Here is a 26,285-nt window from a genome sequence, read left to right on the forward strand (position 1 = left end):
ACAACGCACCCGCACACACCCCAAGAGACCCGAGCAACCCCCCACCCAGCACAACGCCACCACAGGAGGGCCCCGAAGGGGCGCGAGGAACCGCGCACCCAGCCACAACGCAGCCGGAGACAGCCGACGACCCCCCACCGGTTCCCCCCGGCGGCAGCCGCCGTCAGGCGTCCCGCCTCGCAGAAACGATCACCGCCGAAACGACCGCCGTCGCCGCGAGGCTCCCCATCATGACCAGCCCCACCCCGACCACGAACAGGCCACTGGCGTCGTCCGACCAGTCGTAGTAGGCGGCAGCCGTGAGCCCCGCCGTGGTGCCGAGCACAGCACCGACGACGTGCCGCCGTGACGCCGCCCAGTACACCGCCGCCAGCAGGGTCAGCACCAGCCCGATCACCTGCCATGCCTCGTACGGCCCGGTCGCCGTCCCGTCGGCTCGCACATCACGATCCTGGTCCCAGCCCAGCCAGGCCGCCCACACCGCCGACGACACCCCGGCGAGCACGAGGACCGACAGCACCTGGGGAAGTGGTTTCCGCATTCCTTGACGCATGCCCCCAGCGTCTCCGCCGCCCCCGCCCCCGCCCAGAGCGCAGGTACTCAAGTTCCGCCCGAGTACCAGCCGCGGGCAGACCGAGACGCACCGGCCACGACAATGCTCCGGGACCATGGTCATGGAACCCGAACCCGCTGGGGATGAGATCACCATGACGAGACACGAAGGCACGATCGGCGTCATCATGCCGCGCGACATTCCGGCACCGGACATCGTCCCGTTCGCCCGGCGCGCGGAGACACACGGCTTCGACGAGCTGTGGGTGGTGGAAGACCTCGGCTACCGGGGAGGACTGACCCAGGCGGCCACCGTCCTCGCCGCCACGACCCGGATCCGCGTCGGCGTGGGACTGCTGCCGGCCGCCGCCCGCAACGTGGCCTTCGCCGCGATGGACATCGCGGGCCTCGCCCAACTGCATCCCCACCGCATCGACATCGCCGTCGGCCACGGCATGCCGGCCTGGATGCGCGGTGTCGGGGCTTGGCCCAAGAGCCCCCTCACCCTGCTGACCGAGTACATCACCGTCCTCAAGGCGCTGCTGAGCGGCCGGCCCGTCCACCACGACGGTCAGTACGTACGCGTCGACGGTCTGCAACTCCACGAGAGCGCCCTGCCGGCGGCGGTCCCCGCCGTCCTGGCCGGTGTGCGCGGCCCCAGATCCCTCGCGGTGTCCGGCGACGTGGCCGATGGCACCATCCTCGCGGAACCGGTGACACCCGCCTACGTACGAGAAGCCCTCACGCACATCGCCCCGGCCCGCCCGCACCGGCTGGCCGCCTACAACATCGCGGCGATCGACGACGACCCCGCCGTCGCGCTGGCGGCCGTGCGCCCCGCCCTGGACGTGGTCGGAGAGCCGGACTGGCGGCCCCACATCGCCCCGCTCCCCTTCCACGACGACCTGGTCTCGCTACGCTCGCGCTGCGCCGACCCGCAGGAGTTCGCCCGCTTGCTGCCGGACGAATGGGTCCGCCAACTCGCCGTGGCGGGCACACCGGAGCAGGCCCGGTCCCGACTGGCGGACCTGTTCGAGGCGGGCGTCACCAGCGCCGTCCTCACGCCCCTGGGCCCCGACCACCTGGCATCACTGGACGCGCTGGCGGCAGTGCTCTGAGCGCTCCGCCGGAACTGCCGCGCCGGCCCGCCGGTCGTGAGGGCGGGCCAGGCGCACGGTCAGGGCCGGTGCGGGCGGTCCGGGACGGAAGGTCTCACAGCGACATCCAGCAGTAGAGCTGATCGCCGGCGTCGCGAGCGCGTCTGTCAAGCCGGACGAGTTCTTCGGCCACTGGCTGCATGTCTTCGACGCGGGCTCCCCGCAGTTCCTCGGCCCGCACCCACCTGCCGACGACGGCCGGTACTTCGAAGTCCCGTACTGCCGCCAGCGTGTCCCGTGTCCGGGGGCAGAGTTCGGACACCCATGGCCCCGTCACCCATGGGTCGTCCTCGGCCCCGGGGCCGTCCGGGCCGGGTGCCGGGGAGGTCGGCCACACGGTCGTCTCCTCCACGAGGTCCACTCGCCACTCGGTCTGCTGGACGGCAGCGATCAACTGCGCCAGGATGACGGCCGGATCCACGCCCTTGGCTTCGACTCCATCGAACGCAGGGGGCTGCGCGTAGAGCGGCGAACCGCCGTCCGTCCGCTTCAGCACCCGCACCACCGACGCGGCGTCCGCCGCACGGAAGTAGTCGGTCAGCACACCCATCGCGTTTCTCCTCCGAGCCCCCGGGTGCCGTGGAGGCTACCGCGGTCGGCACCACGGGCGGAATCCGGCCGAACCAACCACCCTTTACCGCTATGCGCAGGGAAACGCCCTTCACCGAACTGACCGACACCACTCAGGAAGCGAACCTCTGCGGCGCGCACAGGCCGGCCAACCGGACGACGCCGAGTACGACGCCTGGACGCCTGGACGCCTGCCGAATGGGCCCTGGAAGGCCCTCAGGCGAGTCCGGGTCCGCGGTCCAGGCCGCGAAGGTATTCCATGTCGGCGTCGTCGATACGGATCGATCCGAAGCCGACCAGGGGAATGGGCACCCCAGAGGTCAGCTCGCGCTCGTGCGTAGTGGTCATCGTGGGCTTCCTTGCCGGTTGTCAGGGGTGTACGAGGACCTTGAGTCGGCTGCGGTCGTCCATCGCCTGGTAGGCGTCGGCGATGTCGTCGAGGGCGACTTCGGCGTCGAACACCTTGCCCGGGTCGATGCGGCCCTCCAGCACGTCGGGGATGGCCTGCTCGATGTAGGCGCGGACCGGGGCGGGGCCGCCGGCAAGGCCGGCGTTCTTGCGGAACAGCGAGCCGAAGCCGACCGGGGCTTCCTCGTACTGGGGCAGGCCGACGCGGGAGATGATCCCGCCGGCGCGCACGATGCCGACTGCCTGCTCGTAGGCCGGCATATGGCCAACTGCTTCCAGCACGACGTGGGTGCCTTCGCCGCCAGTGAGGTCGAGGACCTTGGCGATGCCTTCCTCGCCCCGTTCGGCGATGACGTGGGCGGCTCCCCACTCGCGGCCCAGGTCGGTACGCGAGGTGTGCCGGCCCATGAGGATGATCCTTTCGGCTCCCCTGCGCTTGGAGGCCAGTACGGCGGACAGACCCACGGCACCGTCGCCGATCACGGTGACGGCCTTGCCCGGCGTGACCTGGCCCATGTGGGCGGCGTGGTAGCCGGTCAGATACACATCGCTCAGCGTCAGCAGGGAGGGCAACAGAGCCGCGTCGACGTCAGAGGGGATCTTCACCAGGGTGCCGGCGGCCTGGGGCATGCAGGTCGGAACCACAGACGCAGGCCAAGGTGACGCGGACGATGGCGTCGGTGGGCTCGATGATCTGCGGGTCGGGCACGTTCTCGACCCGGACGTCTCCGGGCCCGTACATGAAGGTGGCGCGCACGAGGTGCCGTCTTTCTGGAAGTCGCTTTCAAGGTGCCCCTCGTGCTGCTGCTGTCGGCACGGCCGACCGCACGGTCGGCGGCGGATCGCTTCCGCGCACGCGCCGTCCAGCCTCTGCACAAACGGGCCATTGACCATGAGAGGGGAAAGCGCCCGGTCGTGGGAGTCCTTGCTGTGACGGGTACTGCCAGAAACCCCAAGCGTCCCCCGGGGCTTAGGTCTGGGCACGACCGTCGACTGCGACGCCGAACCGTTGGCTCTGGGGGTCTCTGCCAGTACCCCTCACAGCGGAGACTCCCACGTCCGGAGCCATTTCGCCTTGCATGGTCAGTGGGGCCGGCAGGGGCGGACACCAGGTCTCGATGCTGAAGTGAGCAAGCTCCCCGACCCATGACTCCCGCAGGCCCCCTGGTCCTGGGACCGCAGGGCTCTGCCTTCCGTACTCCGCCCCGACGCCCCCTGGGGCCGAGGGCACCGAATTCTCTCAAGGAAGCTTGATGAAGATCGCAGTTCTGGGAACCGGCATGGTCGGCCGGGCCATCGCCCACCGGCTGAGCACGCTCGGCCACGACGTGGTGATCGGCACCCGCGACGTCGAGCAGACCCTCGCGCGCACCGAGCCCGACTGGCTGGGCAACGAGCCCTTCGCCCAGTGGCAGCAGACACACCCGGCGGTGCGGCTCGTGTCGTTCGCCGATGCCGGTGCGTACGGCGAGATCGTCGTCAACGCGACTCGGGGTGCGGCGTCCCTGGCCGCTGTCGAGGCGGCCGGCGCCGCGAACCTCGCCGGGAAGGTGCTCCTGGATGCGGCGCTTCCCCTAGACATGTCGCAGGGGATGCCGCCGCTGCTGTCGGTGGTGAACACCGACAGCCTGGGCGAGCAGATCCAGCGGGCCGTCCCCGAGGCCCGGGTCGTGAAGTCGCTGAACACCATGCTCGCCGACGTCATGGTCGACCCGGCACACGTCCCAGGCCACCACAACGTGTTCGTCGCCGGCGACGACGCCGAGGCCAAGGCGACCGTCACGGGTCTGCTGCGCGAGATCGGCTGGCCCGAGGACGCGATTCTGGATCTGGGCGGGATCCGCGGCGCCCGCGGGACCGAGATGTACTCTGCGCTGCTCTTCGCCGTCTCGGACGCGCTGGGCACGTACGACTTCAACGTCGCGATCGTCCGCAAGTAGCAGCACCGGCCCGGCCCCGCGCCCGGGGCCGACCGCCGGCGCAGGGACAGGCCCTCCGCGTTCCCGAGCGGGAGGGCCGCCTGTGACGGCCGGCCCGGCCACGGCCTTCTCCCGGCCCGCGAGCAGCGCTCTGATGATCGGTGTCCCGGCGCCCCCTGCTCTGTGAAAGGAACTCCCGTGGCCTCCGCGCCCGACCGCCGGATGACTCCGGCGCGCACTCTCGTATTCGCGATCGCCGCCGGCCTGGCCGTCGGCAACCTCTACTGGGCCCAGCCCCTCATCGAGATCATCGCCGCCTCGCTGGACGTGTCCTCCTCCAGCGCCGCGACGCTGGTGACGGTCACCCAGATCGGCTACGCCCTCGGTATCTTCCTCCTCGTGCCGCTGGGAGACGTCCTGGACCGGCGACGGCTCGTCCCCCTCGTCCTCACCCTGTCCGGCGTGACCCTCCTGGGCGCCGCGCTCGCTCCGACCTTCCCGGTGCTCCTCGCCCTGCTCGGCAGTGTCGGCCTGACGGCGGTCGGCGCGCAGATACTGGCCCCGCTGGCCGGCGAGCTCGCCGAACCCGAACGCCGTGGACGTGTCGTGGGCACCGTGGCCTCGGGTGTCCTCATCGGCGTGCTGCTGTCGCGCACGCTCAGCGGGTTCGTCGCCGATCTGCTCGGCTGGCGGGCGATCTTCGTGATCGCGGCCGCGGCGACGCTCCTCCTCGCCGCCGTGCTCCGCAAGGTCATCCCGCACCTCGACGCCCGCGAACCTGTCCCCTACCTGCGTCTTCTCGGCTCGGTCTGCACCACCGTGGCCCGTCATCGCGCAGCGCCCCCGACCCTGGCGATCTGCGCGGCGAGCTTCGCGGTGTTCTCCCTGTTCTGGACGTCCCTGACCTACCTGCTGACCGCCGAGCCGTTCTCCTACTCCGCCGGCCAGATCGGTCTGCTGGGCCTGGCCGGAGTGGCCGGCGCCCTCGCCGCCCGGCGCGCCGGCGCCCTGCACGACCGCGGCTGGTCCGCTCCGGCCACCGGTATCGCCCTGGCGGTGCTGGCCCTGTCACTGGTCGCCGGCTCGGCCGTCGGCACGTCGATCATCGCGCTGGTCGTCGTCGTCATCGTCCTCGACGTGGCCGCGCAGTCCGTCACCGTACTCGGACAGACCCGGCTGTTCGCCCTTCCCGGCTCCGCCCGCAGCCGGCTGAACACCGCCCTCGTCGTGTGCAACTTCCTGGGCGGTGCCATCGGCTCGGCCGCAGCGGGCCCCCTGTGGGCATCCGGCGGCTGGCCGGCGGTCATGACCGCCGCCTCGGCCGTCACCCTGCTCGCCCTCGTCGTGTGGGTGTTCACCCGCAGCAAGCTCAAGGAAGCGGGTCCCTCCGCCGTGGCTGCCGCGCCGCACGCCGAGAAGGCGGACGCTGAGCAGGCGGACGCTTCCCGCTGACCAGGTCGCCGACGAAGGGGGTAGTGACAGAGACTCCCACCCCGATCCCCTCCATCCCTAGGCTGGACGCATGGACGAACAGGCCGAAGTCAGCGCATTCCTCAAATCGCGCCGCGACCGGATCACGCCCCAGCAGGCGGGGCTGCCGTCCTACGGAAAGCGCCGGGTGCCCGGCCTGCGCCGCGGCGAGGTGGCCCAGTTGGCCGGCATGAGCGTCGAGTACTACACCCGGCTGGAACGCGGCAACCTCAGCGGCGTCTCCGACAGCGTCCTGGACGCCCTGTGCAACGCCCTGCGGCTCGACGACACCGAGCACGACCACCTGTACGCCCTGGCACGGGCGGCCAACATCGCCCCGGCACGCATCCGCCAGCGGCCTGACAGGAAACCGACCGTGCGGCCCAGCGTGCTGCGCGTCATCGAGGGCCTGCACGACCAGCCGGCCTACGTGCGCAACAACCGCCTGGACATCCTCGCGGCCAATCCCCTGGCCCGTGCCCTGCTGTGCCAGGCGTTCGAGCAGGAGCCGGCGAATCCCTGCCGGTTCGTCTTCCTGGATCCGCGGGCGCACCTGTTCTACCGCGACTGGGAGCGCGTGGCCCGCGACGGAGTGGGGGTGCTGCGGGTCGAGGCCGCCAAGAACCCCTATGACCGAGAGCTGTCGAACCTGATCGGCGAGCTGTCCACCCGCAGCGACGCCTTCCGCACCATGTGGGGCGCGCACGACGTGCACGTCTACACGGACGGAACCAAACGGTTCCGGCACCCGGTGGTGGGCGATCTGGACCTGGTCCACGAAACCCTTGAGCTGCCCGGTGATGCCGGTCTGTCCATCACCGTCTACACCGCGGATCCCGGTACGCCTACCGCGGACGGCCTGCAGCTCCTGGCCAGCTGGGCAGCAACCCAGAACCAGGCAGAGACAACCGTGCGACCGGACGAGCGGTAGCACCAGCCCCACAGCCCTCCCCCGCTCGAACACACCGACGTCGTGCCCGCCCCCCATCGGCCTTGGACGGGCGGAGATGGGGACGGAGACGAGCGCACCCGGCCATGCCCGAGCAACACGGAAAACCGCAGATCAGCGACCCTTTTCGGCCGGTTCGAGGATGGCGACGCACTCTACGTGATGCGTCATCGGCAAGATGTCACTCAGTGAGGGACGTGAAATACCAGCAGGTCAACAGCTGCTTTCTGGTCTGCCGGAGGGGTCTTCGGGCACTCGGAGCGTCAAATGAGCGTCACGACCGGCCGGAGCGGCTTTCGCACCTGATCGCTTCGGCCAGGTCTGCCAACAGGACGTCAGCCACCAGTTCCTCGACCACGGCGGTGCCGTGTTCGGTCATGGCACGGGTCAGCTCGGGGTCCCAGGGAGCCTCGGTGAGGCGGCCGGGCTCAGGTCCGTGCGGTGTGCGGGCGGCTGCGGCACGGTAGTCCGCCGCCGTCATGCGCCAAGGTCGGGCCGGGGTCTTGTCCAGGAGATAGGCGGCGATGCGGATGCCTTCGCCGTCGAAGTCGCCGTGATAGCGGAGGACGGCTCCCTGGTCCGCGAGGAGGCGCAGGAGGTGGATGGCCGCGCTGTTGGGCCAGCCGGATGTGCACACGAGCGGCGGACAGTCCGAGCCGAAGCGGCGTATGGCCAGAGCCAGGATGCTGGGGTTCTCAACGGCGTGGACGACGGGTGCGGGGTCGGATGCGAGGGTGAACTCGCCCGGGGCCCGCAGTTGGGCGAGAGTCGGGCTGGCGGCCTGACCGGCCTCGGCACAGACTCGGGCCACACGGGCGAGCGGGCCTTCACCGGCCGGACGCAGTCCACCGACGAGAACGGTGGCCGACAGGTCGTCGTCGGCGACGCCCGCGCGAGTCCACAAGGCGCGTCGGTCCGCCGCGGACTCCGGTGCGGCGGTGTCGTGGAGGGCCGCCAGAGCACGGAGGACGAGGGTGGACAAGCGAGTACCGTCGTCGAGTGCGTGAGAGTCGCCCCCCAGGACCCGGGCAGCGAAGACGGGCAGGGGCTCGGCCTGAGCCGGGAGTTCCGCGAGTACGGTCAGCGCGTCTGCGAGCAGTGTCCGGGTGAGTTCCGGTGAGCCACCGATCAGGCCGGTGGCTCGGCACGATGCGGTCCAGCCGGCGAGCACGGGCTGGGCCCGCACGGTGGCGTGGCCGTCCAACCATGCCCACAGCTCGGCACGTTCGTCTTCCTTGCGGCGTCGTTCGCCTGCACGGTCGTCGAGGGGGCCGACGAGTTCGGTGACGATTTCACGCACCGTACGGCCGGACAGTTCGGTGACAGCCTCTTCCAAGCGCGCCAGGGAGACGGAGGGGCGAGGGTCCGGCAGACGGTCCAGGCCGAGAAGGTCGGCGAGGGACTCGCGTTGGGCATCGTCGAGCGGGCCGAGGCGCACCCGTGTGACGGGGCGGCCGGAGGAGAGGCGGCTGTGGACCGTGTGCCAGAGCGGGCGGAGTTCGGGACGGCGCAGGGTGTGTTCACCCGGGACCGGTTCGGAGTGGGTCATTCCGTCTCCCAGTCGGCGCCATTCCAGACGAAGCGGGCGCTGGTGACAGCGTCGTCGTCCCCGTCGGTGAGGAGCTGGTGGACCGCGATGCCCGGCAACTCGCGGTAGCTGCACCACTCGTGGTCGGAGGTGACCATGAGATCAAGGTCGAGTGCGGTGAGCAGGGCGAAGACCTGCCCGCGGTTGACCGCGTCCACGCCGACGAAGACCTCGTCGAGCAGGATGGGCCGGGGCGCCAGGGGCACGGCCTCGTAGTGGGCGGCGACGGCGGCGAACAGGGGCAGGTGCAGTGCGATGGCCTTCTCTCCGCCGGAGAGCGCGCCGTGCAGCTTCTTGGTCAGCGGCTGCCAGCCGGTTCCGTTCGCCCGGTCGAGGCGCACGGTGAAGCGATGCCAGGCGGTGTAGTCGAGCACCTCGCCGAGCTGTTCCTCCCAGCTCGGGGCCGTGTCGCTGCCCTTGGCCTCCTCGATGCGGGCGCGGAAGAACGCGTGCAGGGCTTCCCGGTCGGTCTCGTTGACCCGGCCGGGGTCCTTGAGCAGTAGCTGACGGGCGGTGCGGGTGCCGTCCGGGAGATCCGGTCGGACGTCCCAGACAAGCTGGACGGAGACATTGGAGGCGGTACGAACCCGCTCCAGGTGCCCGTTCATGCGGTCGACGAGTTCGCCGGCCTGGCGAATGCGTGCCGCGAGGTGGCGGCGGATGTCGCCGGTGAGGATCTGGTCGAAGAGGCGCCGCTCGGCGGCGGTGATGTCGTCACGACTGCGGTCGCGCTCCTGGGTGAGCGTGGTGAGCAGGCCCGTCGCCCCCACGCGTAGGCCGTCCAGGGCGGCGGTGAACAGTTGGACGTCGTCGTCGGGTTCCAGGTCCAGGTCGGCACGGGCACCGAGGCGCTGGCGGGCTTCGTGGACCGCTTCGGAGAGGCGGGTCGCGGCATCGCCCAGGTTGCGTGGGGCGTGCGGGATGGCGGGCCACTTCGCCGCCGTGGCACGTGCGGCCTCCAGAGTGGCTTTCGCGCCGTCCCCGGCATCGAGTTCCGGCGTGATACCGGCATCCTCCGCCAGCCCCACCAGGCACAGGTGGCGGAACCGGTGCGCCGCGCGGTCCCGGGTGGCGACGGCCTGCTCGCGTCGTTCCGCGTCCTGACCACTGGTGGCCCGCAATCCTCCGATACGGCCTTCCAGACGCAGAAGGAGATCGGCCGCCCGGCCGACCTCCTCGCGGCAGCGCCGCAGTTCGGCGCGCGCCTCGGCAACGCGTGCGACGATCTGTCGGTAGTCCTCGCCGACGGTGGCCTCCACCGCCTCAAGGCGCGCCCTCAATCCCGCCGCCTCCGCTTCGGCGGCGGCGGCGCCCTCGGCCTGCTCCTCGGCGGCTCGGCGCGAGCGGTCTGCCTGCGCGGTCATCTGCCGAGCCCTGTCACCGGCGGCGGTGGCGGTGAGACGGGCGTCCACCCAGCTGTCGGCGGTGTCCCGGAACCTGTCGATGCCGGTGGAGAGTTGATGCAACCGGTCGCGGTCGGTGGGCAGTCCGTGTTCTGCGGCCCGGCGGCTGAGCGTGCGCAGAGCGCCCGCCACCTCGGTCTCACACCGGGCCAGATGCGCAGCCGCGTCGCGCACGGCATCGTCCCTGGCAGCCACTTTTTCCTCGGCTCGATCCCAGTCACGCCGACGAGTGTCGAGTTCCCGGTAGTCCGGTCGAGCCGCGCGGTCGGCGTCCAGTCGTGCGCGGCGAGCGCCGAGACCGCGCAGTTGGTCGTCGAGCGCGGCGAGGGAGGCATTCATCTCGCTGATGCGCTCGGTCAGTTCACCGATCTTGCGCTGCCGGGCCCGCTGCCGCGCGAGGACGCCGATGTAAGCCGGTTCCGGCTTGCTCCAGGTCCCGGTGGCGATCGCGAGACGCCAGGCACCGTCGGCGGAGACGGCCGCGGGGTGACCGCCGGGCAGTGAAGTGCCATACGCGACACCAGCGAGGATGCGGATCACAGTGTCGACCGGGACGGGGATGTCCTCCTCGGGCTTCAGCACCTCCAGCAGACTGGGCCCCGGGGCGGTCACGGCCAGGGCCGCCTGTGCTCGGGTGTCATGACCCGGCAGCATGATCCCGTCGTAGGAGCTGACCCAGGCATCCAGGAGGCCCGATGCCTCCAGTGCCGCCTCCACCGCGGCCTGGACCGGGAGCGGAACACCTTCGCGAAAGGCGATCAGCCGCCACAGAGATGCTCCCTGCGTCGCCGTGCGGACGGTGGTGCGGGTGGGAGGGGGCGGAGGCGGCAGGTCGGTCTCACCGCTCAGCCGCCGGACCTCCTCCTCAAGTCGGCTCCGCTCGTCCCGCTGCCCCACATGTGCGGCTCGCGCGGTGGCCTCCGCTGTGGCGATCTCTTGTTCCAGCGGGCGTGCGGCGGCTGTGACCAGCGCGGTCACCTCGGCCTCGGTCGCGGCTCTGGCCGCCAGTTCACCGGCGTCGGCAATGCGCAGTTCCGTGCAGTCGCCGGCCCAGGCGAGCAGCCTTTCCGTCTGCGCGGCAAGGGCTCCGTCCCAGGCGTCGGACGCCTCGTCCCGCCGGGCGATCGCCTCCGCGAGCCGAGTACGGGCGTCCTCCAGCAGGCTCTCGGCTGTGCCCCGGTCGCGTACCGAACGATCGTGCTCGTCCATCGCCTCGGTGATGAGGGTGACCTGCCGCCGTCGGGCGGTGACTGCGCCCCGCAGCAGCCGACGGGCCGGTCGGGCCCCGTCCTCGCCCGCCGTGCGTGCACCGGCGGAGCCCTCGGGTCGACGGCCGCCCGCCTCAGGCCCCGGGCCGTCGGCGGGGGTCGCTGCGGAATCCGCGTCGAGGAGCGCCTTCACCTCGTGATGGATGGATTCCATACCCGCCGCTCGGGCCGACCGGCGTGCGTCCTCGGCGGCTTCACGCGCGTGCTCGTCGAACGTACGGGCCTGGGCCGCCGCCTCATCGGCGTGCCTCTGGTCCTTCTCCGCCCTGACCTGAGTTGGTAGGGCAGTAGCGTGCTGTCGCCCGGCGACGGCTGCCGCTTCTTCCGCACGACGCCGGAGTCTGTCGAGTTCCTCACCCTGCTTGTACGCGTCACTCTCGCGCAGCCCCTCGACGGTCTCGTCCAGGGCCTGCGCGCGCAGCTCGTGTTCCTCGTGCCGGGCCTGAGCAGACTTCCTTTCCGCCAGCGCCTGTTCGAGTTCCTCGGCGCTCCGGCGAGCGGCGCGGGTGAGGTCGTCCATCTCGGTGGTCGCCGAGATCAGCGCGGCCGAACCGGCACGCAGGACCCGTCGCGCGTAGGCGCGCTGCCGGGATGCGACGGTCTCGGCCGCCGTCACCTCGTCGTCAAGCCGTTTGAGGTGTTCGCGCTGGCGGTCCAGCCGTTCGAAGCCTTCGGCGAGTTCAGCGATCTCGCCTTCGCCCAGTGGGGGAAGGGCGCGGGACAACAGGGTGGAGAGCAGGGACGGATCGAGTCGTTCGGACAGTTTGGGCTGGCGCAACTGGAGCAGGGCGGACAACAGCGACTCGTAACGCTGCTCCCCCATGCCGGCGAACAGTTCACGCCGTACGGCCGTGCGGTAGTCGGCGGCCGATGCGTGGACCTCGCCGCGGTCGCGAAGGGCCTCGGCAAGCGCTGCGCGAGTCAGCGGCTGTCCCGCCTCGTTGACGAGGAGCACGCCGGCGGGGTGGGCGATCCTGGAGCCGGTGGTGAAGTAGTCGGCGTGTACCCCGCTGGTGTGCACGCTCGCCTGCAGGCGCGCCCCGCAGCCGAACCACCGCTCGGTGCCGTCGTCCCCAACGCGGCGGAACTCCATCCACACATACCCGACACGGGTCTTGCCGGAGGCGCCTTCGCCGAGCAGGTTCCAGTGCATGGTGCGTTCCGAACCACCGAACGTGGACAGGCGGTTGGGACGCAGGCTGGCGTCGAAGAGGAAGGGCAGCAGAAGCTCAAGGGCCTTGGACTTGCCCGATCCGTTCTGGCCGCGAAGCAGCAGGCGGCCCCGGTGGAAGGTGAAAATCTCGTCGTAGTAGCGCCAGACGTTGAGGATGCCCGCGCGGTGCGGCTGCCAGCGGCTGTGGGCCGCGTCCACCGCGGTTGCCGGTGTCGCGGGCGCCCCGGTGGGCTCCGGCCGCCGCGGGACGGGAAGCTCTGTCACGCTCACTGCTGATCCCCTTCTGCCGCAACACCACCGGAAACCATGGTGCCTGCCGTCTTGTGCGGGCCCGTCCCCCAGTCCGGTCCGGGCTCGTCATCCGGATCCGGACTCTTCGCCTCCGTCAGGCGATAGCGGTACGCGGCCGGGCATGCGACGACACGGCCCCCGGCCCTGCGGACGAGACCGACATCACACAGGACGCGTACGGCGTCGTCGGAAAGCCGGGCCGCCCCATCCTCGGACTGATACGCCTTGGCCCAGCGCGGGAAGCGGCGCAGCAGACCCGCTCCGGCCTCGGCGAGCTGTTCGGGCAGCATTCCGGCAGGCGCGGCACAGAGTGGCTCCAGAAGGAGCAGTGCGGCGACCCTGGCAGTGGAGGTGTCGTCGGGGAAGCGGACATCGGTGGCGATCCCATCCGGGTCCACGAGCAGGAAGCCCTCTGCACGTTCCTCCAGGAGGAAGCCGGCCTGTTCGACCGAGCGACGCAGGATCTGGTGTCCGGTCAGGGACATGACGTATGCCAGTTCGTCCTCGGCGAGCTCCGCCCGGTACAGCACGGGGTCGTCGAAGAGGCGACGCAGCACCGAGTGGCGCAGCCTCAGGTTGCGTTGTGCATCAGTGGCGGCGCTCTCGTTGTGCGTCTCGCCGGCCGTCCCGTCGACGACCGTGCCGCCGTAGCGGCGCTCCCGTACAAGGCCCGTGAGGAGTTCCTCGAACCGGGCGGGCACCTCGTCCGGGGGTACGGCGAGCCGGGAGGCGCCGACGGGTGCGGCGGGCAACCTCATCAGCAGGGTGGCGTCGACGCGGTAGAGGACCTTGGCCTCCGCGGACTCGACATACGTTTCGGTCGTCCCGTCCACCGCTCGCAGCACGTCGTACGATTCCAACAGCTTGAGCACGTCGACGAACGCCATCCGCTCCGGCCGGTGGACCGGGTCGAACGCGGCCAGTGCCCGGTCGGCCGCCGTGGCCTGCACGACACGGTCGGCGAGCATACCGATGGTCGTCATCGGTATCGACAGCAACTCGGCCGCAGTCACGCACAGCAGCACGTAACGCCGGCGGTCGAACGGGGCCCGGCCGGAGCGCGCCCTACGAGCCGGGCGGGAACCGTCCGGGTCGGCGCGGACTTTGGTGAGGCGGGCGTAACCGCGGCGAGGCTCCACCACCAGGCTCCAGCCGCAGGCGTAGTCGAACCACTGGGCCAGCGGCTCGCGACGACGTCGTACCAGTTCGAAGCCGGCCGGGTCGGCGGACTCGGTCAGCAGAGGGCGGGCGAGGAGGAGACGGATGGCTCGGGCGACCTCCTCGCGTTCCGCCGCGGCCAGTTGGTTGGCGAGGGTGCTCATCCCGCAGCCTCCTGCGGCGTGGCGCGGGGGGCCGAGTGGACGCTCGCTCCGCCCGCCGCTGTGATGTGGACGACGTAGTCCGGTCCGGTCAGTGAGCCCTTCGTGGTATGCAGTACGGCGGTGCGCTCGTCGGGAGGCTGAGCCAGCGCGATCTCCACCCGACCGTCTCCCGTCGTGGTGCGCCTCAGGCCACCCACGTCCGGCCGGGCGGAGAGGGCCCGGCCCAGCAGGTCGAGCAAACGGTCGAAGACAGCGGGATCCAACGTGCCGAAGGAGGACAGACGCACGGGTCCATCCGTCTCCAGCACCTGCCAGGCGAGTGCGAGTTCCGCCCGCTCCGTGCGGGCCCGCTCGGCGCGCTCTGCCCTGACTGCCGCGACGTCCCGCACCTTGGCCGTGCGAGTGAAGCGCTCCGTCCGTCCGCTGGTCCGCAGCAGCGCCGACACCTCCACCGGTGGGGCCTCGGACCAGGACTGGGACGGCGGGATCAACTCCGGGTCGGAGTGGGCGAGGTGAGCGTGGCGTGCCGGGCCGAGGCCGAAGGCCGCCGACCACAACCGGTGCAGATCCTCTTCCGCGGGGGCCGCCGCGAACCAGCGCGCCAGCTCCCGAAAGTCCTGCACGGCGCTGGAGGAGCGGCGCCGCGACTCGTTGATCCGCTCCAGAACCTGCAGGAGCGAGACGATGGCGCGTCGGGCAATGTCGTGCAGCTGCTCGATACGCGGCCGCGCCCCGTCGTCCGGCAGGAACCATGCCCGCAGGCCCGCCCAGCGCGCCCGCCTGCTCTCCAGCCAGCCGGCCGCGGGATCCTCACCGGCCACCGGCGGCAGCTCGGCCCCACGCAGGGCCCGCTCGCGCAGCACGGCGGCGCCCCGCTCCTCCACCCGGGCCACGGCAGCGGCGACTGTCTGCCCGCGCCGGTCGAGGTTGACCAGGAACTCCTGAAGATACGCGACGGTGGCGGCCTTGACATCGCGGAACACCTCCAGATCCGCGCCCTCGGCGCGCAGGAGCCGCTGCAGTTCGCCGTTGAACGCCTTGGTGTTCTCCACCAGAGCGTCCAGATGTCCCTCCAGCTCCCTCAGCGTGCTGAAGATCCGTCGATCGGCCGACGCGGGTTCGCCGGAGAGCAGGCACAGCTCGTCGAGCCGGTCGGCGATCGCCTCCAGCACCGCCGTCTGCAGCGCGCCCGTGGAGGCGAGAACCTCAAGCGCGTGCCGCACTCCGGCGAGAGCGGCCTCGCCCCGGCGGGTCAGCGAATACTGCAGGTTGCGCCGTTCGTACTCCTCGGCACTACGGTAGTTCTCCGCGTGGTTGTGCACCACGTCCAGGAGCTCCCACTGCACGAGTTTCCTGAGCGCCTCATGCAGTTCCTCATCCTCGACCGCCGCCGCCCAGCCGACCCCGCGCAGCCGCTCTCGCACCGCGTCGAGACTCAGCGCCGTCTCCAGGTGTTCACCGGCCACGCCGAAGGCGTCCAGTACCGCCCCGTACAGATCGGACCTCTCCACCGTCGTGAACCGGAACATCTCCGGTGGCACCCTGCGCACGCCTGTCGCCCCTCCCCACCGCCTCAGCGGCATCCGAATCTCCACCGTAGAGGGCGGCACCGACATTCAGGGGCGAGTCACGGAACAGCGGATTCAACCGGTGAGAATCGGGTGGCCCGGGAGCAGGAAACCAGCCCATGAGCCGATCAGCATGGCTGCCGGCCATCGGCCCGCGTCATCACAACGTGCGGATTGGTCACTGCAGTCCGGAGCCACTGTCCTGGGCAGGGATTACGCTGCCCGGAAAAATGATCAGCAGGTTGCGGTTCACCCTCGGGTGGCCGGGACCGGGCCGGAGGGCGGGGCATGGGCAGGGACACGGTGACGGTTTCCTACGCCGAGGGCTGGACGCCGGCGCCCGCCGTGCGTTCGGACCGCTGACGCGGGCGGAGGCGGAGGAACGGGACGGAGCCGGGGACCCCTATGTGGTGTTGCACCGGGTCCCCGGGCGCGCGGTCCCCGCAGAGGTGCACCTCGTCGCCTGACGTGATCGTTCGTCGGGCAGTGGGCCTATGACGAGCTGGGACGGCGAACCCACGAGGTCGATCTCCGGTTGCTGGAGGACGACCGTCTGTTCCTGCGGCAGTGCGTGGAACAGCGGTACGCCTCACCGGAACAGCCGGACCTGGCGCCCGACGCCTGGCGGCTCACGGTGGAACTCCTCCCCGGTTGCCGAGGCAGCAAGGTGCTGGAGGAACATGGACGGAACGGCGGGTCGTTCCACACCCTGGCCGATGTGCCGGACGAGCGGCGGTGGCACGACCGGTGCGGGTTCGGAGTCCAGGCGGCCGACTCGTCCCGGCCGTCGGACGGGCCCGAGCCTGGTGACGCCACAGCACAGGAGGTGGCTTTCGCGGGCGACGAAGAACCCGCATCGTTGTGGCGCCCGTCGAAACCCATGCGTATGGAGTTGCCCGTCGACGACCTCTTTCAGCCGGGGAACCCCTTCTCCGTGGAGCCCTGGGACGAGACGGAGACAGCCGAGCCGCGGCACATCGCCATGGTGCGCATCCCAGCGGGCGCCTGGCCGTCTCGGACCCTCTCGACGAGAAGCCCCGGGAACTCACCGAGCGCATACCCCCCGGCGAGTACGCGCTGGAGGCGGCCGTGATCGCTGGCGAGGGCGAGTACGGCGAGGATCGGTTCCCCGTCACAGAGGAGCCCGCCGTGCGCCTGTTGATCCGGGACGAACCCGCCGTCGCCTGGGAGTCGGCGCTGAGTGAGAGCGAAGACCCCCGTCTGCTCCTCGACGGCCACGCCTACGGCTTCAGCACCGACGCAGCGACCGGCAGCTTCGCGGACGCCGCGGCCTGGGAGACGCTGTCCGGAAAGGTCGGGCGCCACTACGAGGAGCAGGACGACGGCGCATGCGAGTCCATCGGCAACGGCCGCATACGTGCCGTCGACGTGGCGACCGGAAGCGACCTGGTGTCGTTCTGCACGGGGGCGACGGGACATGGCCGGTATGGCTCGGCCGCTCCGGCACCGGCGAACTCGTCTCGATCGTGGTGATCACGTCGTACCTCTGGCGTCGCCCCATGCAACACCGTGGACGTACGGGCGCATTCGCCGACAGGCGGCATGCCACCAAATCCCCCGGCTTCCGTGGCTTCCGCGCGGTCCGCCCGCCCCGTCCCGCGCACTGCTCACCCACCCGACGACCCGCCACCGCTGGAAGCTGACGACCGGCCGACTGTTCATCGACATCGGCATCGTCGTCACGACTGCCTGAACCGGCCGCGGCAGACCATTCGCCTCCGCCGACACTGTGCGCGGGCACGCCCCATCGCGTCGCTGGGGCTGCCGATGACATCGTGACAGGACTGGTGGCTAGCCGATCCTGTAGAGAGTCACCAGGTCGACCAGGAGCAGATCGTCACGGTCGGCCGCGGACTCCATCAAGTCCGGGTAGAAGCCGTGCAGGGAGAACAGGGCCAGTGTGGTGCCCGTGGTGTCGTAGCCCTGGTCGGTGAGCAGGGCGCGGATGTGTTCCAGGCGCTGCAGGTCACCCGTACCCCGGCGAGCAGCGGTGGCCTTGGCCTCGCCGATGAGGGCGATCCTGGCGCGCGGAGCTTGCGGGCGTTCGCCCAGGGCCAGGGCGATGACGTCGACCTCGTGCTGGGTGCGGGCCGCCGGGTCGGCCACCTCGGTGGTGCCGACCGGGCCGGGCAGGCCGCCGGGAAGCAGGGTGTGGGCGTACCGACGGGTGAAGGCGCGGGCGAGGTCCTCGAAGTGGGGGCCGAGGATCTTGGAGTTGAAGGTCGGCGCGGCGGCCTGCCATGCCTGTTCGGCGAAGCCCTGCTCGACGGTGGCCGCCTGCGGCAGGGTGATCAGCTGGTTGAAGCGGATGACGGGGTCGGCCAGCGTGATGACGGGGTGGCGGGGACGCAGGATGTCCTGCTCGCGCTGGACGTAGCCCGTGGACTCCAGGACGTCGAGCGGGTGGGTAACGGCGTTGCGCTGGCGCTCCAGGGCCGCGCCGATCCTGGTGGGGGTGGTAGCTCCCTGGGCGATCGCGGTGAGGATGTCGTAGTACAGGGTGTGCTGGGTGATCCGCGGATCCTCGCGCAGCAGATACTCCGTCTCCGTGCGCGAGTACACCGCCCGCCCCGGGTCCAGGAGCGTCCGCGTCAGCCAGGAGGCGAAGCCGTCGTTCGGGTGCGGGCGGGCCGCCACCGGCCGGTAGCCGGGAGCGCCACCGAGAACGGCGTGCACCTGCAGGGCGGTCAGCGGGTCGTCGATCTGCCAGAACACGCGGCTGGCCCGGTAGTCGAAGGCTCCCAGCCTCAGATCGATCACCGCACGGCCGCGCAACGGCTTCGTTCCCGACAGCAGTTCGTGCATGACGCTCATCGCGGACCCACACAGGATCACCCGCGCTCCAGGTCCGGCCCCGGTGCCCCGCTGGCGCTCGTCGTAGAGCTGCTGGAGCAGGCCGGGGATCTCGGGAGAGTGCTGGAGGAGATACGGCAACTCGTCGATCACCAGCAGCGGAGTCTGTGATCGCGCGGTGACGTCAAGGGCGTTGGACAGGACATCACGCCAGTCGGTCAACCGCAGCGTGCCGGGCCGCAGACCCGCGTGGGCCGCGATGGCATCGCTGAACCGCTGGATCGCCGGCCGCCGCCCTTCCTCCCGCACCGCGGTGACGTACAGACCCCCGACCCGCTCCGACAGCGCCTGCAGCAGATACGACTTCCCGTGCCGCCTGCGCCCCGACACGATCCCCAGACGCATCGCCGGATCCGGATCCGTGACGAACTCGGTGAGCAGACCCCACTCACGATCACGGTCGACCACGTCCTCGGGTTTGGCAAGCATGCCTTCGTCCACCGGAACTCCCCACAGCCTGATCGACCACGATTCTGTCTAAGTCTACTTAGACAGAATCCGTCCAGCCCGACTTTCCTGACGACCGGCAGCAGGGATCACTCGCTAACCGCCGCGGAGTCATGTCAGCGGCTCCCCCCGAAAGGCCGTCATGTGCGTCGCGACACCTTGCTTCGGTCGGCCTCACCGACGAGAGCCGAGCGTCAAGAGTCCCGACGATCGGACATCACGCAACCGCTCCCACCAGTCACTCCAACACAAATCCGCAGGTGAGGCAGGCCCGAAGGGTTTGACCTGCCGGATACCGCGAAACAGGTCGAGACCCACCGGCGCTCCTGCTGAACTGCAGGTCAGCGGTTCTTCCCCGCGGGCTCAAGGATCGCCACGCACTCCACATGGTGCGTCATCGGGAACATGTCCGGATTCCCCAGCTGGAGAAAGCCGCAGGTGAGAGGGGCCTTTTCCGGGCATCGGAACGGCCTGCCCCGGGCCGGAGCGTCATATGAGCGTCACGGCCGTGCCCCTCTGACGCCGTCATTCGCCCCGTCCCGGCCACTCGGCCGCCCTCCGCGATCGATGTCCTCCCGAGGCGGACGGTCTGCCTGCTGCCCTTGATCAGCCTGCTCCAGTCAAGGCTGCATGCGCGGCGGCGAGGATCTCCCCGGAAAGCGGGGAGCCCTTGGTGGCACGGGACAGGACCAGCGCACCGAACATCGTGCAGAGCCGGACGATGCCGTCCTGGTCGTCACTGGCCAGGAAATCGGCGAAGTCGGCCACCCCCTCCGCGTAGACGCGACGGGCCTCGCGCCCCCCGCCCTCGCGCGCGATGTCGGTGGCGAGCGCGGCGACCGGGCAGCCGTCCGCCGGGGCATCGCGGTGCTCGACGGAGAGGTAGGTGTCGATCAGCGCCTGCTGGGCGGCGGCGCGCTGCCCGTCGTACCGCTCGAGCCCGGCGCTGTGGCGTTGGGCGAGCTCGGCGAAGGCGTGAGCGGTGGCCTCGTCGACGAGCGCTTCCTTGGAGGCGAACTGCTTGTAGAAGGCGCCGTGAGTCAGACCGGCCGCCTTCATCAGGTCGGCGACGCTGACCTGCATGCCCTGCTCCCGGAACAGCCGGGACGCGGTGTCCACCACCCGCCTGCGGTTCTCCTCCGCCTGCGCCTGCGATACGCGACCCATGACCACTTCCCATTTGGATGTCGACTGACATCTACCATAGACCCATGTTTAGATTGACTTCATAATCTAATCCCCTGTGGGTGCCGACTGCACCCGCCACGACCAGGAGTGAGCATGGAACTGAAGAACGCGGTCGCGGTCGTCACCGGCGCCAACCGGGGGCTCGGGCGACACCTGGCAGCCCAGCTCGTCGAGCGCGGCGCGAAGGTCTATGCGGCGGCCCGACGCCCCGAGACAGTCGACATGCCCGGCGTCATCCCGCTGCGGCTGGACGTCACGGACGAGGCATCGATACGGGAGGCCGCCCGCGTGGCGTCCGACGCGACACTGCTGATCAACAACGCGGGCATCTCCACCGGCGCGACGCTGGTCGGAGGCGGCCTGGACGAGGTACGTCGCGAGATGGAGACCAACTTCTTCGGCCCGCTCGTCGCGACCCGCGCCTTCGCCCCCGTCATCGAGGGCAACGGCGGAGGCGCCGTACTCAACGTCCTGTCCGCCCTGTCCTGGTTCCACCCGGCCGGCCTCGGCTCCTACGCGGCCTCCAAGGCCGCCGCCTGGGCGCTGAGCGACGCGACCCGTGAGGAGCTGGCGCCGCGCGGGATCACCGTCTCGGCGCTGCACGTCGGTTACATGGACACCGACATGGCCGCCGTCGTGCCCGCCGATCAGAAGGTCGCCGCCGCCGACGTCGCGGCCCAGGCCCTGGACGGGATCGAGACCGGTCTGCCCGAGATCCTCGCCGACGAGACCAGCCGGTACGTCAAGCAGAGCCTGTCCGCGGCACCCCAGCCGACCGCGGGCTGACGCTCACCCCTCCACCCCGACGCGACCGCCTTCCCGCCCCTCATGCAAGGAAATCTCATGCGTTACACGACCTTCGGACACCGGACCGGACTGCGCGTGTCCGAGTACGCGCTCGGCACCGCCAACTTCGGCACCGGCTGGGGCGCCGGAGCCGAGCCGGACGAGGCCCGCCGGATCTTCGACCGATTCGCCGAGGCCGGCGGCACCTTCCTCGACAGCGCGGACGGCTACCAGTTCGGCGAGTCGGAGGAACTGACCGGAAAGCTGATCTCCGCCGACCGCGACCACTTCGTCCTGGCCACGAAGTTCACCCTCGGTGCCGCCCCGCAGCCGGACATCTCCAAGACCGGCAACAGCCGCAAGAACATGGTCGCCTCCGTAGAGGCCAGCCTGAAGCGCCTGGACACCGACTACATCGACCTGCTATGGGTGCACTTTCCCGACGAACTCACTCCGATGGAGGAACTCCTACGCGGACTCGACGACCTGGTGAGCGCCGGCAAGATCCACCACGCCGCGCTGTCCAACTTCCCCGCCTGGCGCGTCTCGCGCGCGGTAACCCTCGCGGATCTGAAGAACTGGGCCCCGATCGTGGGCATCCAGCACGAGTACAGCCTCGTCGAGCGCACCGCCGACCGTGAGCTCCTGCCCATGGCCGAGAGCTTCGGGCTCGGCGCCGCCCTGTGGTCCCCGCTCGGCGGCGGACTGCTCACCGGCAAATACCGCAGCTCCACCGAGGGACGCCTGAGCGACCTGGGCATGGTCATCCACACCGAGAGCACCGGCCAGAAGACCGCCGTCGTCGACACCGTCCTGGCGATCGCCGAGGAGACCGGCGTGACGCCCGCCCAGGTGGCGGTGGCCTGGGTGCGCGAGCGCGCCGCCCGTTCCGTGGCCACGCTCGTCCCGATCATCGGCCCGCGCAACCTCTCCCAGCTCGACAGCTACCTCGGCGCCCTCGAAGTCCACCTGACCGATGATCAGTACACCCGCCTGACCGAGGTCAGCGCGGTGCCGCTCGGTATGCCCCACGAGGGGATCGCCGCCTCCCTGGACCGCCTCCAGGGAGGCGCCGCCGACCGCGTCGCCGCCCCGGTCGTGCCGGTGGCCTGACGGGTGAACGCGGCTGAGGACGTGGTGCGCCCGCGCCCCAGCCAGGAGAGCGACACAAACTGTCTCGTACTGGGAGAAGCTCTGACGAGCAAAAGGCCCGACCTTTCACGGACGGAAAACGAACGGAGACGACGATGAGGGCTTTTACCGTCGAGCACTACGGCGACCAGGCCGGGATGCGTGCTGCCGACATGCCCGACCCCCAGGTAGGTGTCGACGACGTCCTGGTCAAGATCCACGCGGCGGGCGTCAACCCGCTGGACGTCAGGATCCGCAACGGGGACTTCAAGGCGTTCCTGCCTTACCGTCTCCCGCTCGTTCTGGGCAACGACCTCGCAGGAACGGTCGTCCGGGTCGGGCCGTCCGTCACCCGCTTCGCGGTGGGCGACCAGGTCTACGCCCGGCCCGACAAGGACCGCATCGGCACCTTCGCCGAACTCATCGCCGTCCACCAAGACGACCTGGCACCCAAGCCCGCCACGCTCACCATGACCGAGGCCGCCTCCCTTCCTCTGGTCGCCCTGACCGCATGGCAGGCCCTGGTCGAGCGAGCCCACGTACAACCCGGCCAGAATGTCCTCATCCACGCGGGCGCCGGCGGCCTCGGCTCCATCGCCGTCCAGCTCGCGAAGGCGCTCGGCGCGCACGTGGCCACCACCGTGAGCACCGCCAAGGTCGACCTCGCCAAGGAACTCGGCGCCGACGAGGTCATCGACTACCGCATGCAGGACTTCGAGACCCTCCTCGACGACTACGACGTCGTCCTGGACAGTCTCGGCGGCGACAATCTCGCCAAGTCCCTGCGCATCCTCAAGCCCGGCGGCACGGCCATCTCCGTCGCGGGCCCGCCCGACCCGGCCTTCGCCCGCGAACTCGGCGCCAACCCGGTCCTGCGCCTGGCCATGACCGCGCTCAGCTTCAAGACCCGTCGCCAGGCCAAGCGCCTCGGAGTTACGTACTGCTTCCTGTTCATGAAAGCCAGCGGCGACCAACTGCGCGAACTCACTCCCCTCTTCGACACCGGGAAGATCCGCCCCGTCATCGACCGCGTCTTCCCGTTCGAAGAGACCCTCCAGGCCATGGAATACGTCGAGAAGGGACGGGCGAAGGCCGGCAAGGTCGTCGTCTCCATGATGTAGGGCCGGCACGTCAGCATCGACCAGGTCCATAAGATCACCAACCGCGCCGAGCAAGACGTGATGCGTTCGGTCACGGGCAAGGCGACCGGGTTCGGAAGGGCCGTCTCCATCAGCCCCAGCAGACCCGCCACCACCCCGCGGCGGGCAACCAGCAGGAGAAACCATCATGAGCGACACCCGCCCCCATAACGAACCCGTCATCACCTCGTATGCCCATGCACCGACTCGCACCGTCAACGCCGGCGGCTTTGCCTACGCTTTTCGCGAGCTAGGGCCCCAGGGCGGCGTCCCCGTCGTGTTCTTCGTGCACCTCGCCGCCACTCTGGACAACTGGGACCCGCGCATCATCGACCCCATCGCGAAGGGCCGCCACGTCATCGCCTTCGATCAGCGCGGTGTCGGGGCGTCCACGGGCCAGGTGCCGGACAGTGTCGAGGCCATGGCTGATGACGCCTACACCTTCATCACGGCCCTCGGCTTCGACAAGATCGACGTCTTCTCCTTCTCCCTCGGTGGCTTCATCGCCCAAGCCCTCGCGGTCAAGCACCCCGAGCTCGTCCGCAAACTCATCCTCACCGGCACCGGACCCAGGGGCGGTAAGGACATCGACAAGGTCGCCGGCACCACGTACTGGGACATGCTGCGCGCCACCCTGACCCGGTCGGACCCCAAGGAATTCCTGTTCTTCAACCGCAACACCACCGGCAAGGCCGCCGCGCGCGCGTTCGTCAACCGGCTCAAGGAGCGCACTGCCGACCGCGATACGAACATCAAGGTCAGGGCATTCCGGACGCAGCTGAAGGCGATCAAGAAGTGGGGGCGCTCCTCCCCCGACGACCTGTCGCAGCTCGCCCAGCCCACCCTCATCGCCAACGGCGACAACGACCGCATGGTGCCCTCGGTCCTCTCCGAGGATCTGCACCGACGCATCAAGGACAGCGAGCTGGTCATCTTCCCCAACGCCGGTCACGGCGGCATCTTCCAGTACCACCAGCAGTTCGCCCCCCTCGCGGTCGAGTTCCTCGCCCGTTGACCAGCGGCGAACACCGCAACCACGCGTACGGTGACCACGAAGAGAGGAGCAGCACCGCGAACTCCTCACCGTCCGCCACTCAGCTGACATGCAGAGGAAGCGCCTCACTTTCTCGATCCTGCTAAAGATGCGCACCGACCAGCCCCGCCAGACCGGCATGGCCCACTGGAAGGGACCTCACTCAGGGCGAGCTTCCGCCGCACCCGGTCCGGAGAAGCTCCGACAGATCAAATTTGCCGAACACACCCTGGGCCGGTGACCGGCGGCGGGCGGGGGTGCAGAAGTCGATCCCCGCGGACCGGGAGATCGACGGCGCCGCCAAGGTCACCTTCCAATCAGCGCTGACGCCCCCAAAGGGGCACAAGCAGACGAAGCAGGCCCAGGGGCGGGCACACCCATTCCGCCGACGAGTTCCCGGCAGAGGCGACGTTGCGGGAGCTGTACGAGGAGCCCCGGGGTTCCCACCCCAGGCCGTGGCACCGTGGCCCGACTACGAGGCCGTGCCGTTCGATATCCACGACATCGGCGTCCGCCCGGGGAAAGACGAACACGGACACCAGCACTTCGACCTCCGCCATACCCCGGGAGAGCCAGCCCCGAAGAGCGGCAGACGGTTCACGAGTCACCCGGCCCGACGTCCTACGGCACGCTACGAGCGGCCAACCCGACCGCGTCCCGATACCCCCATACAAGTCGGCGGTTCAGCCAGAGCCGCTTATTTGACAGAGCCTGGCAGTGAGCCGGCGGTCCGGGATAGATCCTCGGCTACTGGTCCACCAGCCAGCATCCCGCCCCTCCCACCTGGCTGCGCGATGGCTCCCCCGAGGCCAAGGTGTTCATGCCGGACTACCTCAGCCACGCCCGCGCCCAGACCCGCCAGGTCAGGGCCCAGCCGGGGGCAAGCCGCTCTCGGCGCTGCTCGTCCGTGGGGTCAGCATGGGCTCCTCCATGCGGTGGGCGACAACGGCTGGCGACGTCACTGCAGCAGGCACCCCGCTGCCTGCCTGGCCCGTGGCCTTGAACGGCGGCAAGAGCCCAGCGCTCGTGTGGAACGCCACCGACACTGTCAACCCGGACGGCACGGTCCAGATCAAGGCAGACTTCACCGGCCCAAACTCCGCGACGGGAGCGACGCAGCCGCTGTCCGTGGTCGTGGACCGCAACGCCACCGGCGCGGCCACCCAGGGCATCGGGCCGGGCTCGGTCAACCTTCTCACCGGAGACTTCGGCCTGTCAGCCACCGACGCCACGGTCTTCGGCCTGGCCGTCACCCGCACCGCATCCTCCCGTACTCCGGGCCTGGGCGCACAGCAGGAAGGCCAGGCCCCGATCTTCGGCAAGGAGTGGGTCGCCGGCACGACGGCTGAGTTGACCCAGTCGGACTACTCCCACATCCGCAAGATCTCCGATACCGCCGTGACCGTCGTCGACGCCAACGGCAAGGAGATCCGCTTCACCGCGAACGCAGCTCAGAGCGGGTGGGTTCCCGAGCCCGGCGCCGAGCACCTGGTGCTGACCGGCAGTGTGACTGCCAGCTTCACCCTGTCCGACAACGTCGGCACGGTCACCAGCTTCGCCAAGATCGATGCGGCCGTGCCGACCTGGCAGGTGTCCTCCACTCTCAGGGACGGCCTCACGAACACCGAAACGAAGGTGATCTCCACCAAGACCACCCACAACGGAGAGTCCGTCGCCCGCCCCAAGTGGATCGTCGTCCCGACCTCGGCTGCCACCGCCGCCGACTGCGCCGCGGATCCGGCCACCAAGGGCTGCCGCGTGCTTGAGTTCCAGTACCCACAGTCCACCACCGCCACCACGCAGTCGTTCGGCGATGTGGTCGGCCAGGTCAAAGCTATTCGCCTGTGGGCCACCGAACCAGGGGCCACCAGCTCTAACGTCCTGTCCATCGCCTCGTACCTGTACGACTCCGAGGGCCGGCTCCGGGAGACCTGGAACCCCCGGATCTCCCCGGGGGCTTGACCCCGGATCTTGGACACCCGAGAGACTTGGATCTTGAGTCCAGGAGAACGGATGTCCCGTGGTCATGAAGCACTATCCGCCAGAGT

18 protein-coding genes and 2 pseudogenes are annotated in these 26,285 nt (G+C 70.0%); 10 read left to right on the plus strand and 10 right to left on the minus strand.

Annotated elements, in window-relative coordinates; translation table 11 throughout:
- Positions 1-163 precede the first annotated feature (163 nt).
- Positions 164-553, minus strand: a complete 390-nt coding sequence (locus ACIRFL_RS38140; protein ID WP_404038491.1) for a hypothetical protein — start codon at positions 551-553, stop codon at positions 164-166.
- A gap of 154 nt (positions 554-707) precedes the next feature.
- Here ACIRFL_RS38140 and ACIRFL_RS38145 point away from each other — a divergent pair, with 154 nt between their 5' ends.
- Positions 708-1,670 (plus strand): LLM class flavin-dependent oxidoreductase, encoded by a 963-nt coding sequence (locus ACIRFL_RS38145; protein WP_404038494.1) that lies wholly within the window; start codon positions 708-710, stop codon positions 1,668-1,670.
- Positions 1,671-1,764: 94 nt separating this feature from the next.
- Here ACIRFL_RS38145 and ACIRFL_RS38150 read toward each other — a convergent pair whose 3' ends face one another.
- The 3 genes and pseudogenes from ACIRFL_RS38150 to ACIRFL_RS38160 all read right to left on the minus strand — a co-directional run bounded on the left by ACIRFL_RS38150 (position 1,765) and on the right by ACIRFL_RS38160 (position 3,444).
- Complete coding sequence (locus ACIRFL_RS38150; RefSeq protein WP_404038497.1) at positions 1,765-2,259, minus strand: hypothetical protein; 495 nt, start codon at positions 2,257-2,259, stop codon at positions 1,765-1,767.
- 236 nt (positions 2,260-2,495) lie between these two features.
- Complete coding sequence (locus ACIRFL_RS38155) at positions 2,496-2,627, minus strand: hypothetical protein (protein ID WP_404038500.1); 132 nt, start codon at positions 2,625-2,627, stop codon at positions 2,496-2,498.
- Positions 2,628-2,648: 21 nt separating this feature from the next.
- Positions 2,649-3,444 (minus strand): annotated as a pseudogene (locus tag ACIRFL_RS38160) (zinc-binding dehydrogenase).
- A gap of 496 nt (positions 3,445-3,940) precedes the next feature.
- Here ACIRFL_RS38160 and ACIRFL_RS38165 point away from each other — a divergent pair.
- The 3 genes from ACIRFL_RS38165 to ACIRFL_RS38175 all read left to right on the plus strand — a co-directional run bounded on the left by ACIRFL_RS38165 (position 3,941) and on the right by ACIRFL_RS38175 (position 7,007).
- Entirely contained in the window at positions 3,941-4,627 is a 687-nt protein-coding gene (locus tag ACIRFL_RS38165; RefSeq protein WP_404038503.1) for an NADPH-dependent F420 reductase, read from the plus strand.
- A 177-nt stretch (positions 4,628-4,804) separates the two neighbouring features.
- Positions 4,805-6,058 (plus strand): MFS transporter, encoded by a 1,254-nt coding sequence (locus ACIRFL_RS38170; RefSeq protein WP_404038506.1) that lies wholly within the window; start codon positions 4,805-4,807, stop codon positions 6,056-6,058.
- A gap of 70 nt (positions 6,059-6,128) precedes the next feature.
- The gene (locus ACIRFL_RS38175) at positions 6,129-7,007 is read left to right on the plus strand and encodes a helix-turn-helix transcriptional regulator (RefSeq protein WP_404038509.1); all 879 of its coding nucleotides are present in this window, start codon (positions 6,129-6,131) and stop codon (positions 7,005-7,007) included.
- Positions 7,008-7,299: 292 nt separating this feature from the next.
- On the opposite strand, the gene ACIRFL_RS38180 is transcribed toward ACIRFL_RS38175, so the two are convergent.
- Genes ACIRFL_RS38180 through ACIRFL_RS38195 form a run of 4 tightly spaced genes read right to left on the minus strand, consistent with a single transcriptional unit; the run spans position 7,300 to position 15,621 of the window.
- Positions 7,300-8,574, minus strand: a complete 1,275-nt coding sequence (locus ACIRFL_RS38180) for a TIGR02679 family protein (protein WP_404038512.1) — start codon at positions 8,572-8,574, stop codon at positions 7,300-7,302.
- On the minus strand, positions 8,571-12,728 hold the full coding sequence (locus tag ACIRFL_RS38185) for a TIGR02680 family protein (RefSeq protein WP_404038515.1): 4,158 nt from the start codon (positions 12,726-12,728) through the stop codon (positions 8,571-8,573). The genes ACIRFL_RS38180 and ACIRFL_RS38185 overlap by 4 nt, the downstream gene beginning before the upstream one ends.
- Positions 12,725-14,071 (minus strand): TIGR02678 family protein, encoded by a 1,347-nt coding sequence (locus ACIRFL_RS38190; RefSeq protein WP_404038518.1) that lies wholly within the window; start codon positions 14,069-14,071, stop codon positions 12,725-12,727. Before ACIRFL_RS38190 ends, ACIRFL_RS38185 begins: the two co-directional genes overlap by 4 nt.
- Positions 14,068-15,621, minus strand: a complete 1,554-nt coding sequence (locus ACIRFL_RS38195; RefSeq protein ID WP_404038521.1) for a TIGR02677 family protein — start codon at positions 15,619-15,621, stop codon at positions 14,068-14,070. The genes ACIRFL_RS38190 and ACIRFL_RS38195 overlap by 4 nt, the downstream gene beginning before the upstream one ends.
- 879 nt (positions 15,622-16,500) lie before the next feature.
- Here ACIRFL_RS38195 and ACIRFL_RS38200 point away from each other — a divergent pair.
- Positions 16,501-17,133 (plus strand): DUF4241 domain-containing protein, encoded by a 633-nt coding sequence (locus ACIRFL_RS38200; protein WP_404038524.1) that lies wholly within the window; start codon positions 16,501-16,503, stop codon positions 17,131-17,133.
- 318 nt (positions 17,134-17,451) lie between these two features.
- On the opposite strand, the gene ACIRFL_RS38205 is transcribed toward ACIRFL_RS38200, so the two are convergent.
- Complete coding sequence (locus ACIRFL_RS38205) at positions 17,452-18,942, minus strand: ATP-binding protein (protein WP_404038540.1); 1,491 nt, start codon at positions 18,940-18,942, stop codon at positions 17,452-17,454.
- A gap of 624 nt (positions 18,943-19,566) precedes the next feature.
- Positions 19,567-20,127, minus strand: a complete 561-nt coding sequence (locus ACIRFL_RS38210) for a TetR/AcrR family transcriptional regulator (protein WP_404038527.1) — start codon at positions 20,125-20,127, stop codon at positions 19,567-19,569.
- Between the two features lie 114 nt (positions 20,128-20,241).
- On the opposite strand from ACIRFL_RS38210, the gene ACIRFL_RS38215 reads away from it, so the two are divergent.
- The 5 genes and pseudogenes from ACIRFL_RS38215 to ACIRFL_RS38235 form a co-directional block, all read left to right on the plus strand.
- On the plus strand, positions 20,242-20,934 hold the full coding sequence (locus ACIRFL_RS38215; protein WP_404038530.1) for an SDR family oxidoreductase: 693 nt from the start codon (positions 20,242-20,244) through the stop codon (positions 20,932-20,934).
- A gap of 57 nt (positions 20,935-20,991) precedes the next feature.
- The gene (locus ACIRFL_RS38220) at positions 20,992-22,047 is read left to right on the plus strand and encodes an aldo/keto reductase (protein ID WP_404038532.1); all 1,056 of its coding nucleotides are present in this window, start codon (positions 20,992-20,994) and stop codon (positions 22,045-22,047) included.
- 134 nt (positions 22,048-22,181) lie between these two features.
- The gene (locus ACIRFL_RS38225) at positions 22,182-23,186 is read left to right on the plus strand and encodes an NADP-dependent oxidoreductase (protein ID WP_404038535.1); all 1,005 of its coding nucleotides are present in this window, start codon (positions 22,182-22,184) and stop codon (positions 23,184-23,186) included.
- A 166-nt stretch (positions 23,187-23,352) separates the two neighbouring features.
- Positions 23,353-24,219, plus strand: a complete 867-nt coding sequence (locus ACIRFL_RS38230) for an alpha/beta fold hydrolase (protein ID WP_404038537.1) — start codon at positions 23,353-23,355, stop codon at positions 24,217-24,219.
- Between the two features lie 966 nt (positions 24,220-25,185).
- Positions 25,186-26,190: pseudogene (locus ACIRFL_RS38235) on the plus strand (sugar-binding protein); the annotation flags it as partial.
- Positions 26,191-26,285: the final 95 nt, after the last annotated feature.

This window comes from Streptomyces sp. NPDC102462 (genome assembly GCF_044765425.1).
Taxonomy (GTDB): domain Bacteria; phylum Actinomycetota; class Actinomycetes; order Streptomycetales; family Streptomycetaceae; genus Streptomyces.